Raw genomic sequence first — 12440 nt, forward strand, 5'->3', positions numbered from 1 at the left:
CCGCGACGGGTGCTCGGCATGGGTGTCGGTAGAGCCGGCCACATCTGGGACCGGCGGCCCACTCAAAACTTGAATGCTTGACACGCGGTATGCATTTGGATATTCTTGTAGTCGAGGCGTTCCTATGCGTTTCTACCATACCGACGAAACGCGCGCCCGCCAACACCTCGCCGAAGGCGCCGCACTCGATTCCCACGGCCTGCGAACTCGTGCTGCGGTTTGCGGCCACTGGCGGGTCGGCCTCGACGCAGCTGCAATCGCCGGTCCGGACGGTCGGGAGTCGAGCGCTTCTCGAATACTGCCCGGCTGCCCCAGCGGCCAGGTCAGTCACCTAACGTCCAGACCTGACACCTCGACTTACACATTCTAAATCAGGTATTTGGTGATAGCCTCTTCGACACGCACCCACACGTCCTAGGAGTCGTTTCCAATGTCCCCTGTTGTCCTCACCAAGGCTTGGCCATCAGCAGCAGACCGTGACCTACTCGCCTCTTGCCTGTACGCCGCCGGGTTGCAGCAAGCCGAAGTGGCAGCTTGGCTGTCGACGAGCCCGTATCAACGGCTCTACGAACACGCGGCCACGATCCTCGACTGGCACGGCGCGTTCTCTGACACCGAGACGGCCCGGTCCTGGCATGAGTCAGGCATCGATATCGAGGATGCGGTCGCGTGGGTCGAGCAGGGATATGACCCTCACCAGGCGGAGACCCTTCTGGACCATCTCCTCAACAGAGCCGTGTCGAACGACGTCAGCCACGCCCTTACTCAAGAATGTGCCTGGCGAACATCCGGACTTCCAGCCGCGTGGACCATCGAATGCATCCAAGCGGGCGTACGTGATATCGAGACCGCACGTTCACGACTCGTGCAGACAGGGTGACAACAGACCTCGCCCTGACAACGCTGCAGAGCGTTCGACGACGTGATGCGCCCGAGACGACCCGGACGATCTACTCCGCTCCGCGATGCGAACATCGGGTTGATCGCTGCCGACCTCACCAGCTCACCTTCGCCAACAGCTGGGTTGACAGCTTCGGACCATCTTTACAAGGTGTTTGACGCGACGCATCTCTTGGTCAGCACTAAGTCGATCCGAGCTAGGGAGCGATCGCAGTGACCGAAGCCATTTGCACATGCTGGCGATTTCCGACCGCCGATGGTCGTGTCCTGCCACTGCAGTCCGCCTGCCTCGCAGACGAGATCCGTGTGACCACTCACCCCGGCGAGAGTGTCCAGGGGTGGTCGTACGGAGCCGAGTGGGTCAGGACACCTGACGGACCGGTCAGTCTGGTTGTGGTCGACGTCCTCGGTGCCGATCTCGTCGTCCTTAGGAAGGAAGACATTGAGACTGTCACGCCGGTAGGGGGCTACAACGACCGGCAGGCATTCCTCGAAGCAGTGTCGGCACTCATGGACCAGATGCGGCCGGGAGAACCAGAGGAATATGTCCACCTCCTGACCGGCGATCACGAAACGATTCAGGTCACAGTGAAGAGAGAGACGCATCCGTGCGCTCCGCCTAGGCAGCCGACTTTCTAACCAGTCGTCGAACGGATCCGCGCGGCTCCTGCCAACGCCGATCAGCGGCGACCCGACTTTGCGTGACGAGAACGAGCGTCGGAGAGCCAGCGTCACACGCGACTCGAAATCTGGGCTCGCCGGTTCGCCCTCGCCACGAGGCGACGTGGACAAGCGTGACCGTTTCCATCGACCGACTCGCGAGACGGAATCACCCATAGCGACCACGTACCCACAAGCCCCCCCCGCACGGCGAATGGGTAGCCGGTGTGCCGTGGCTTCTGCCACCGACGTGAGCAACTAACTCGATCCAAGCCAACCCACATCAGCATTCTCGGCGTGCGCAAACGTCCACGTGACCTGTCAGGGTCGGCGTCCACCATTGCTACTAGGCACGGCGACGGCGAAGTGCAGGAGGGCCGTCGAGTTCACCGGATCCGTCCGGAACTGGTTTCAACCAGCCGATACAAGCAATCGCAGGCCGCGCACAGCGACACAACAGCCCACTCGAACCAGCTCGAGAGGGGACGGAAAAGCCAACGACAGAACGGAAAGCAAGATGACCAGTCAGGATCCGACACAGTTCCTCAACCAGAAGATCGCGCAGATCTTCGCCACAGTCGACTTTGCCGTCACCGCCGGAAAAGTGAACGCCGAAGGCGTCCAACTACTCAGCCGAACACTTGCGGCGAAGGTCGAGGACTACCTTCGCGAGGGACGGATCGACGAGGCAGAGGCTGTTCTCAACCAGTTCTCGAGTCTCCGCGAGCTAGCGAGTGAGGTCCCGGAGACCTACGTCCAGGCCGAACTCTGCGCCTTGGTCGAGATCACAGAAGGGAGGCTCGAGTCTTCTCTTCGCAGCCGGAAGGGCAACTCTTCCCAGAGTGCGCGGGCCGCGCGCTAGCGCAGGCCGCCAACGAAAAGTCACCTCAGGCGGTGGCGGGGTGAGACTCGCAACCACCTGAGGTGCCAGCTCCCTGCATATGCATGAGTGCGCGCGCTGGACCGCCCTCTTCGAAGCGGGTTCGGTCGTGGCGGCTAGGACCGCGGACGCTGTGCCCCTCGGGCTCGTCCAATTGCTGCTGGGTGTACCGCATCCGCTAGAGCCTTGCCGCCCAGATGGGGCGAGTCACGAGAGTGCTGCACAGCGCCCAGAATGGGCGTCTAGTCTTAGGCCGTTCGCTCGGTGCGTCTGCTCACGCGTCCGATCCCGTACCCAGTGACGCCGACTTGGCCTCTCGCCGGCGGGCCCGGAAGAGTTCGACGCCCGTGTGCCAGAACAGGAGCGAGCGGGACAGGGCCACAGCGGTTCGGTCGACAAGACCATCACCACGACCCTGTTCGACGAGGTGGATGTGCTTGCCCTCATCGCTCACAGTGCCACTAGCGGTGATCAAGACGGCTGCCCCTCGCAAGACGAGCGTGGCTAGAGCCGGGTGGGCTTCGACCGTGAATCCGTGGGCGACGTCGTTGCGGATGTTACGCCCGTCGGGGCCGAGCAGGAGCCACGTCAGGAAGAAGTGCCACGACTCATCGAGCCCCAGCGCCAGGAGCTCGTCGAGCAGCGTGCCGAGTGCCGGGTACTTGCCAGCGTTCTTGCCGACCTGCACCTGGTAAACGCCTTCGTCGAGCTCTCGCAGGAGGCGTCGCGCCGCCGCCTCGGTTGCGGGCGCAGCCAGGTACACGGCCTCAAGGTGGTCCCCAGACCAGAAGTGCCTGAGCGCCTTCGCAAGGATGCGCGCGCCCGACGGGTCGCAGTTGAACACGTCGAGGAAGAAGGAGTGCAGCTCGGCCTCGCCGGGGACGCCGTGCCTCTCGGCGAGTCGCTGAAGCCCGCGCGCGGAGACGTGACCCCAGTGCTCGGATGCGATCGATACGTGCTGACAGTCGTCGTGGTGGTACTTCTCCTCGTCGGTCACCAGCGTCTTGCGCGGCAGCATGTCCGCTCCGAGCAGAACCGTGTTGAACAAGTGCCGCAGCCCGAAGCCGCGCGAGCGCGTGTTCGCCTTAATCGTGACGATGTCCCCACAGGGAGCGGGCGAGAGAAGGAAGTGCAGTAGTCCTTGAGCCCAGTCGTACCCGACGGTGTACCGATGCACTTCGAGCTCTGGGATCCACGACGGGATGTGTGCGGAGGTCGAGATCTTGGCGAGCTTGACGAGGGCGGATACGGCCTCGAGTTCGCGGCGAATCTCGCGCAGCTCGGACTGCATGTTGTAGTTCGTGGCGTACTTGGCTGCGGTCTCGAGGTGCGACTGCCGCACCATCGGCTCGCGGCCCTTCACGTCAGCGATGCGCCGAAGAGCAGCGAGCTCGTCGCGACGCGTCGTCTTATGGGCAGCGTCTTGGTCGGGGCCAGCGACGATGATCTTGCGACGCAGGTCGCTGGCGGCAGCCACGATGTGATGCATCGTCTCAACGGCCACGACGTCCGCCAGCACGCGCTCGGCAAGCTCGTGTTGGGCCGGCAGCCGGGTCTGGTCGCTTGGGGTCTGGCACAAGACGGCGACGAGCGGCATGACGCGCCCCATGTGTGCCCGGATCTTCCGGTGCGTGACCCTTTCCTCGATGTCGTCGAGAACGGCGGCCTCCACGTCGATGAACTTGAAGCGTCGCGCGATGGACCATGCGCGGGTCAGGTAGGCACACGTGGCGAGGTCGTCGTCGAGTGACTTGGCGGACGCCAAGTAGCTGAGGGCTGCGTTGCGGGCGCGGGCGGGAACGTTGCCGTCGCGGCAGACGATAAGCAGTTCCTCAAGCCGGGCGATGGAGGCAGGATCGGTGGCGTGATCGAGGGCTGCTCGCCACAGTTTGACTACGTCTTCGGTAGCCTCGGCGGGCCTCGGCCACATGCGATCGGCGACGAAGGTGGTGTCCGGGTTCGTGAGGTTGCCGGTCGACAGGCTGCGGCCGCCGATGGCGGACAGCTCGCGCGACAGCGCCTCGTCTGTCACGTCGCCGCGGTCCTTCAGCACCTGCTCCACCAGGCCCCACCCGTCAGGGCCGTCCGGTGCACCACTCAAGGCGGCGTCGATGATCCCACCGGCAAGAGGTCCATGGCCCTCGTCGAAGACGTAGGGCTTCGGCGGCGGAGGCAACTCGTCCTCAAGATCCTCAAGGTCGTCGAAGTTGATGTCGGCGTCGTCGTCGATGCCCGCATCGGGGGTGTCGTCGCCACCGCTCCCGCTGGCGCTCTCGTCCGCGCTGGTCACTCCCCAAGTCTCCCAGCCACCGCAACGGCTTTGTACGACCCGTGCGTGCTTGCGAGCAGTACGCCCTGAAGCTCGCGCGTACTGGATCTGCGCGCGGGAGAGGTGCCAGTCGTCCCCGCCCTGGGTGTCGAACTCCGAGGGAGCCCCTCCTTGGGCGGGTCCACGCTCGGATCGCGCCTCCGGCACCTACCTCCTGCCTCAGGTCACCAACAATCAGCTCGCCAAACGGCGAGTGAAGTGGCGCCCAGGTCGAAGGCGCTCCAGCCTGCTCCGCCACTCAGCGATCAGCCGGTATGGCGGCGTCCGGCGCGGCTCCTTGGCCGTGACCCAGGGTGATGCGGTGAGGGCTCCTTGTCCGTGGCCTGCCGACCTGCTCATCGTGCCACCGAGCGTGCATTTGTATCAGTCGTTGTCCCGCGCACTGTCGGTCCGGCCTATCCAGGTGCCCAAACCGTCGTGACTGTCGGTAGCGGCCACTACGCTCTGCGGCCTCGGGACTCCACCTGGCTCCCGCTCCGGAAAGGCATCCCGCGATGACTGACGACTCAACGGGCAAACACGTCTTCGTGTCCTACGTCCACGAGAACTCCACGCAGGTTGACCAACTGTGCGCGGTCTTGGAGGCCGCTCAGATCCCGTACTGGCGAGACCGTACGTCGCTCGCGCCGGGCGATGCCTGGAAGGCCAAGATCCGCCAGGCGATCCGCGACGGCTCCCTGGTGTTTCTCGCGTGCTTCTCGGATCAGTCTCGCGCTCGCGACAAGTCGCACATGAACGAGGAACTGACGCTCGCGGCCGAGGAGTTCCGTCAGATGCCACCCGGGCGAACCTGGCTCATTCCCGTCCGCTTCGACCCCGGCGACATCCCGGAGTGGGACCTCGGAGCGGGCCGAGCTCTGAGCGACCTCAACTACGTCGACCTCTTCGGCGAGGCCCACGCGGCTCAGGCCGCGTCTCTGGTGACGACGATCCACAACGTGATGGGCGACAAGCGCCTGAACTCCGCCAGCACCCTTGCCGCCGTCGAGCAGGCCGTCGACACCGAGCGGGGCAAACTGCTCAAGCGCCTCACGAAGGACATGCTCCTCGACTCCTCCACGCGGATCGAGCTAGACGAGCTGGTCTCCCAGGAAGCGCTGCGCGTCGTCAACACCATGAAGGACCGAGACGTCTTCCCCGTCGACAACCTGAGCGGAACCAACGAGGAGCAGGTCGAGTCGCTCGTGACGACGGCCCAGAACTACTGGGCCCTGGTGGAGCCGTTCTGCGAGTCGCTCCAGGTCGCTGCACGCTGGGGTTCCCCGGAGTCCCTTGATCCCTGGATCGCCGGGCTGCGGTCAATCGTGTCCGCCGCCAACAAGGTGGAGGGCGGGGTGACGGCACTACTCGATATGCGACACCTACCCGGCGTGGCCGCGATCATGACGGCGGGTGTCGCGTGCACGGCGGCTGGCAGGTGGGGCAACCTCAAGGCACTCGTCGTCGATCCGACCGTGAAGGAGCAGAACAGTCGGGACTTCATCCCGGTGCTTGATGGAACCAGCCCGTACGAGCCTTTCCAGCACACCAACTGGTCCGTGACTTGCACCCTTGCCCGCGTGTAACTGACGGGGGAAGACCCGCAAACCGCCCTAGCGCAGTTCACTCAGCGACGGGTCGGCAAGTACCACACGCCAATAGCCGAGTGGCTTCATGCTGTCCTCAGGCCCATCTTCGCTGACCAGATCGCCGACGGGGAGATGTACGACGCCGAGTTCGACCGCGCTGAGGTGATGCTGGGCGTGCTCTCGCAGGACAGTGCGACACAACAGTTCGGATCGAACGAGAGCTCGAAGTGGCGTGCCCGGTCGAGCTGGTTCGGGCGCTCGACGTGGCGATCCGGGCACGGCTACAGCAATCCGGTCAAGGACTTCGAACGGGAGTTGCAGGCCCAGGGAAGCAGTTGGAAGCCGTTGCAGGGCGGCCTCTTCGGGGGCGACACCGTGCGTTCGCAAGAGGCGCTGACGGCCTACCTGACGACCTTCGAGGAAGCGGCCCGCTACCGGGGCTAGGTGGCTGGTGGCTGGTGGCGTCGAGGCAACACACAGAACTCGTTGCCTTCCGGATCGGCCAGCACAACCCAGCCGCGTTCCTCCACAGGCTCCGTGACCCGTCCTATTGATCCGCTCTCCTCCGGCAACGAGTTCTGCGTACTGGCCGGCGAGCGCGCGGCCCCAGCATGTGCGTCACTTCACCGCGAGCTGGACGCGTCGACGACCTCGAGGCAACCTGACCTACCAGTCTCGACGACGACGCCGAGCGCGACTCCCGGCACGGACTCCGGACTTTGTGCGGTCATCGACGACCACGGGTGCAGCCCGGGCTCTAACATGCCAACCAACCCACTCGGATTACGACGCTTCCCCAGACCGTCACGTATGGAGCCCCCGATGAACAGGTGCCCGGTGCAGCGCTGTCTGCTGCTCCATGTGGGCACCGTCGACAGCTCGGTTGCCGGCCGTGGACCCGTGGTGCGCTGATGGTGCTTGCCGAACCGGGGCTGCTGTTTCAGCGGTTCCAGCAGGACGCCGGCACTCCGGGCGGTGCCCGGGCGAATTTCCAGATGCTCGTAACCAACCTCGTGAAGGTTCAGCACCCGGATGCGACGTCTGTCGAGGGGGCGGGCGGCCGCGACTGGGGTATCGACACGTTCGTCGGTCAGCTGGCCGGCGGTGACATTCGGATCTGGCAGTCGAAGTTCGTGATGACCTGGACGGAGCACTCGCAGAACCAGGTCCGGACGTCCTTCAACGATGCGGTCAAGAACGCCGCGGCGAAGAAGTACACGATCAAGCGCTGGACGCTGGTCGTGCCATGCACCCTGCCGCCCGATCAGATGACGTGGTTCGAGGGGTTCGCGAAGCGGAACGAGAAGAAGACCGGGATCGCGATCGACCTCTGGAACGGCGAGGAGTTACGCCACCAGCTAATCCGGGCGGACGCCATCGACGTTCGCCGCGAGTACTTTCCACACACGCTGCCCCCGGTGTCCGCCGGCACCTCGGTTCCGGCCGCTGAACCCGTACAGACCCCCGATGACGTCGCCCAGTTCGAGGGCGCACTGTTTCTCCATCAGCTCCGAGCCGCCGGGAGGACCGAGACCGACGCTGCGTGCGCGATCTTCTACGCGACCGAGGTGCTGGTCCGCGACTACGAGGCCCGTGGGCAGGACGACGCGTTGGCGTCGATGGACGAGCTGCACCTTGAAGTGCAGGAGATCTGGGAGAAGCACTTCAACAACGAAGCGCCATCCGCTCCCGCCGACGGTCGCATGCCGCACTTGGTGGACTTGGTGGTCAACGAGGCGGCTACCTGCGCGGACCCGCCTGGCATCACGTTGCGGCCCGCGCACAAGAAGGGCACTGCCCACCGGCTAGTCGAGAACGTGCGAGCTGGCTGGGTGACGGACTGGCGCGAGGTTGCGAAGGCTCACGCACTCGCCACGGCCGAGAAGCCGCCGGCGCCGGTGATCGTCGCGAGCACAGTGACGCTGGGGCCATCTGAGGGCCTGTCGGCGGTCGGGGCTGAGAGCAGCAGCGTCGATGTGGACGAGGCGGCCGAGGAGGTGGAGACCGCGTGACGTCGAACGAACTGGATGACGAAGTGTCAGACGAGAGCTGGGATGAGGTCAGCTCCTTCATCCCGGAGGACAGCGAGACGTTTCGGCGCGCCCGGATGCTGCTCCTGCTGTCGGTCGCGAAGAACTCCGGGCGCCTCGTTCCCTCGGTCGACCGCCTGGGCTACTACGAGTTCTTCGCAGACAGTCCGTACATCGTGATCGACGGTGACAAGCCGCGCGATCGTGCAGATCGCGCGGCCCTCGAGGTCGCTGGATTCACCAGGGTCCAGCTCGCCTACGCGAGCTCCGGGGCGCGGTTCATGTCTCGTCGTCGGCGCCTTCAGCATGACCTGGCACAGCTCGTCGCGTACGGCCTGGTGGCACTGACCGGTGACGGTTACGGCATCACCTCTGCGGGACAAGCAGTTGCTGACGACCTGAATTCGGTCTACGCCGACGCGTACCGGCAGTCGGCAGAGATCGTTCTTCGTCGCCTCGCGACGAAGTCGAACGCCGCGCTTGAACGATCGGTCGAGGAGTGGCTGGGCCACTCCTGGCTGCTCGTCGACCTCCTGGACGACGTGAAGGACACAGAAGCTCCCGCCGAGGACCTCCCCGACGAAGAGCCCCCCAATTTCGACGACGTAGACGGCTACGAGACCGAAGCCGTCGGCGGCAACGAGGCAGAGGGAGACGACTTGTCGTGACCACCGGAATTCGCATCACTGAGTTGCGTCTGGCGGGTGCCACCGGAACGGACAAGACGTACGGCACCGGGTTCCGCCCCAAGGGCGGCGAGACGTTCCGTCCCCTGTCAGTGATCGCCGGCCCGGCCATGACGGGCAAGACGAGCATCATCGACTTCATCAAGTACTGCCTCGGCGACAACGAGCACCCCCAGCACGCTGAAGTCCTCGCTGCAGTCCGTGCAGCCGTCATCGAGACCGAGCTGAACGGCGACCCGACGGTCATCGAACGTGCGGCGACCGGCGATCCTTCGAAGTTCGCTTCGGTCTGGCGCGGGACCCGGCTTTCTGACATCAACGCTGCCGCCGAACTCCGTGTGAGCACCGAACCCACCTCTGACCCCGACGGCCTGTCCCAGCTCGTCCTCAGCTCTTGCAATCTCGACGGCATCGAACTTCCCGACTCCGCGACAAACCCGGACACCGCCACGCAACTGCTAAGCATCCGGGACGTCTTCCGGGTCATGTTCGTCCCGAACGACCGCCTCGGCAGCACCAACCTGGTCTTCGAGAACGCCCACCACATGGTGAAGCAGAAGTTCGGGCAGACGATCGACGCCATGTTCGGGGTCCACAACAACGAACAGGCCGTGCTCGCCGGTCGCCTCCGGCTCGCGCGTGAAGCGGCCCGTGCCGCGGAGCTGAGTGCCAACACGTTCCGGCGGATCGCCGACGATGAACACCCACGTGGCGCGCTGGTGCTCGCCGCGGACTTCACTGAAGCCGAAGCCCTCGTCGACCAGCTCGAGGACGAGCTGACCGCCCTCGACAGCCAACGGCGCAGCACCGAACAGGCATCTCAGGAGATGCGGGCAACGCTCGTCGAAGCGCAGTCGGCAGCTTCCGCAGCCCGGGTCCGTACCCGCGACCGGCGAAGCCTCATCGATCGCCTCGACGCGTTGCGAGGCCAGTACGCCGACGACAAGCGGAAGCTGAACTTCCTGCTGGACGCAGAGCGTCTCTTCGACCCGCTTCAGGTCGTGATCTGTCCGGCCTGTTTCAACGACCTCGAAGATGCACCGACCGTCACCAACGGAACTTGCTCTCTGTGCCACTCGACGGTCGAGGCCCCCGCAGGGGCCGAAGGCGACGCAGCCGATGCGGCATCCGCACCCAACACCGTCCTGGAGGCTGAGCTGCGTGCGATCAGCAAGCGGCTGAAGAGCTTGAACGACTACGTGGCGCGGCTTGACGCCCACCTGCGTGTGCTCGTCGACGAGAGCATCGAGGCCGACGCGGCCGCCGATGCCGCAGCGCAGGCCGTTGATGACATCACAAACAGCCCAGCGCCTTGGCTCGCGCTTCGCGACGGGCTGACGCGGAGAATCACTGAGGCTCGGCTAGCGGCACAAGCGGCGCAGGCGGGCGTCAAGGCGTGGGACCGCGTCGCCGAGGCGGACGCGAACCACGAACGTCTCGTCCTGAACGCTCGTCGGATCTTCAGTGAGAGCCGCCAGCTGAAGCAGACAGCCGACCGCGGAGCCGTGATCCGGGCTTTGTCGGAACGTTTCGGCGAGATCCTCGCGGCGATCGGGTATCCGAAGCTCGCCAACCCGTACATCGGCGACGACCTAGTTCCCCACGTCCGCGACCTGCCGTACACAGCGGCGAGTAGCGGAGGCATGGTCCTCATCAGCTTGGCTTGGAGCTTGGCGCTCTGGGAGATCGCCCACGAGCGCGAGGCAGATGCTCCTGGCCTGCTGGTCATCGACAGCCCGCAGAAGAACCTCGGACACAAGGCCGCCGAGGACGGCGACCAAGACTTCGCCGATGCCGCGCTCATCGAGAACTTCTACGCACATGCGAAGACGTGGCTGGCGACGGACGGGGTCGGCGCGCAGTTGATCGTCGTCGACAACACCCCGCCCGCGAGTGTGGCCGAGGACGTCGTGTGCCGGTTTACCCGAGATGCGGACGACCCGCCGTACGGTCTGATCCCCGAAGCGACGAGCTAAGCCGCAGGCTTAGAGCCCGACGACGCTCGACGGCGCCTCTCCGCGCGTACCGGGTGAGCTGTTGGCGGACCAGACGCTCTGCCCGCGGCTGAAACGCGCTGCTCGGGCCGCCAACGTGCGGCGTGATGAGCAGGTTGGGCGAGGACCAGAAGCGGTCGGCGAGCAGGGGTTCGCTGGTTCGGGAGCCGCCACGTCGACCCCATCGACTGGACCATCGACTGGACCATCGACTGACCTCACACCAGAAGCCCCAGCAGCGCCTCTCCTGAGGAACCGTGAACGCGCGTCATTACACCGCGAACCGGACGCAACTGCCGCCGCAGGTACTCTCGACATAGATTGACGCCGTGTATGCAAGCGAATCGGCACAGCGCGCATTGGTGGAGCACCTCTGCTCGAACCTCGCCTCTCTGCGGAAGGCGAGGTCCCTCACTCAAGCCGAGCTCGCTGAGGCCTCCGGGATCACCCGGAACCACTACCAGCTCTTAGAGTCAGGACGCACAGCTACCGGCGAGCTCGCGAACCCTCGACTTAGCACCCTGATCGCCCTTGCCGGCGGTCTCGAGGTTGAGGCGCCATCACTTCTTCTGGCGCCGGTCCCACACACGGTCTGGCGATGGGTTGAGGTCGGAGCGGCGTTTGACGAAACGCTCGTTGAGCGGCTTCTCGACAGGCTGTTGACCACCTCTTCTCGCGAGCTCGACGGAGGCTGTGCGGCGTTCGTTGGTATAGACGGAGACTCGCTATCGCTTGGACTGGCTGTTCTAGCTCCGTCCCCCTCGGCCGCGCTTGTCGTCGGAAGCCAGCACATCATCGCGGCATTGGCAGCGGTCGGAGTGAACGAGCCACTTGACGAGGGGCACGAGGTCACGGCGGGCATCGAGGGTCTGGCTAGGGCCGACGAGACGTAGAGATCGTCGACTGCGGGATGCGAGATGGACCGATTCGTGAACTGTCCAACCAGGGAGTTGAACTGCGAGCAGTGTTGAGCTTGTCGAGGGTGTCCGCGTGAGTGAAGAAGCTGATGAGGTCGCTGCGATGGAGTTTCTTCAGGCGTTGTCCGGGAAGCCCTGGACCTCTGCATGTGAGAGGGTCAGCGCGAGTCGTCGAACGAGTCCTGAGTGCGACTACGGAGCGTTCGTCGAGCCTGCGTACTCGTACTGGATCATCAGCTACACGGCCGATTCGGGGAATGGTTGGTCGATCACATTTCGGGACGGTAGCAATGGCCCTGATCCGGTGGCGGTGATGGCAAAAATTCGTGAGTACCTCGCGCTCGGGGGTAGCGAGCCCTCGCGATAAGTCCGGTGCCTGAAGGTCAACCTAGGGAGTCAGGCACCCACGGCGCAGCGCACAGTTCCTCAACATCTGTGCGCTTGTACTGGGAATTGCTTACTCAGTAGGAGCGTCG

Annotated in this window: 11 protein-coding genes; 9 read left to right on the forward strand and 2 right to left on the reverse strand. The window is 64.8% G+C overall.

Annotation, left to right across the window (positions count from 1 at the left end; translation table 11 throughout):
* Positions 1–430: 430 nt before the first annotated feature.
* From ABLE68_RS07160 to ABLE68_RS07170, 3 genes are all read left to right on the forward strand, one after another.
* A complete protein-coding gene (locus tag ABLE68_RS07160; RefSeq protein ID WP_348870626.1) occupies positions 431–880 on the forward strand; it encodes a hypothetical protein in 450 nt (149 codons plus the stop codon).
* Positions 881–1206: 326 nt separating this feature from the next.
* Positions 1207–1539, forward strand: a complete 333-nt coding sequence (locus ABLE68_RS07165; protein WP_348870627.1) for a hypothetical protein — start codon at positions 1207–1209, stop codon at positions 1537–1539.
* Between the two features lie 538 nt (positions 1540–2077).
* Positions 2078–2422, forward strand: a complete 345-nt coding sequence (locus ABLE68_RS07170; RefSeq protein WP_348870628.1) for a hypothetical protein — start codon at positions 2078–2080, stop codon at positions 2420–2422.
* Between the two features lie 292 nt (positions 2423–2714).
* Here ABLE68_RS07170 and ABLE68_RS07175 read toward each other — a convergent pair whose 3' ends face one another.
* Entirely contained in the window at positions 2715–4730 is a 2016-nt protein-coding gene (locus ABLE68_RS07175; protein WP_348870629.1) for a hypothetical protein, read from the reverse strand.
* Positions 4731–5263: 533 nt separating this feature from the next.
* Here ABLE68_RS07175 and ABLE68_RS07180 point away from each other — a divergent pair.
* Complete coding sequence (locus tag ABLE68_RS07180) at positions 5264–6334, forward strand: toll/interleukin-1 receptor domain-containing protein (RefSeq protein ID WP_348870630.1); 1071 nt, start codon at positions 5264–5266, stop codon at positions 6332–6334.
* Positions 6335–6469: 135 nt separating this feature from the next.
* Positions 6470–6781, forward strand: coding sequence for a hypothetical protein (locus tag ABLE68_RS07185; RefSeq protein WP_348870631.1), 312 nt, complete (start codon positions 6470–6472; stop codon positions 6779–6781).
* Here ABLE68_RS07185 and ABLE68_RS22280 read toward each other — a convergent pair.
* Positions 6778–6909, reverse strand: coding sequence for a VOC family protein (locus ABLE68_RS22280; protein WP_425475614.1), 132 nt, complete (start codon positions 6907–6909; stop codon positions 6778–6780). The genes ABLE68_RS07185 and ABLE68_RS22280 overlap by 4 nt on opposite strands.
* Before the next feature lie 339 nt (positions 6910–7248).
* On the opposite strand from ABLE68_RS22280, the gene ABLE68_RS07190 reads away from it, so the two are divergent.
* The 4 genes from ABLE68_RS07190 to ABLE68_RS07205 all read left to right on the forward strand — a co-directional run bounded on the left by ABLE68_RS07190 (position 7249) and on the right by ABLE68_RS07205 (position 11940).
* Positions 7249–8349, forward strand: a complete 1101-nt coding sequence (locus tag ABLE68_RS07190) for a hypothetical protein (protein WP_348870632.1) — start codon at positions 7249–7251, stop codon at positions 8347–8349.
* Positions 8346–9035, forward strand: a complete 690-nt coding sequence (locus tag ABLE68_RS07195) for an ABC-three component system middle component 2 (RefSeq protein WP_348870633.1) — start codon at positions 8346–8348, stop codon at positions 9033–9035. Before ABLE68_RS07190 ends, ABLE68_RS07195 begins: the two co-directional genes overlap by 4 nt.
* A complete protein-coding gene (locus ABLE68_RS07200) occupies positions 9032–11029 on the forward strand; it encodes an ATP-binding protein (RefSeq protein ID WP_348870634.1) in 1998 nt (665 codons plus the stop codon). The genes ABLE68_RS07195 and ABLE68_RS07200 overlap by 4 nt, the downstream gene beginning before the upstream one ends.
* Before the next feature lie 347 nt (positions 11030–11376).
* Positions 11377–11940, forward strand: coding sequence for a helix-turn-helix domain-containing protein (locus ABLE68_RS07205; protein WP_348870635.1), 564 nt, complete (start codon positions 11377–11379; stop codon positions 11938–11940).
* The last annotated feature ends 500 nt before the right edge of the window (positions 11941–12440 follow it).

The organism is Nocardioides pollutisoli (assembly GCF_040045055.1).
GTDB lineage: Bacteria > Actinomycetota > Actinomycetes > Propionibacteriales > Nocardioidaceae > Nocardioides > Nocardioides tweenelious.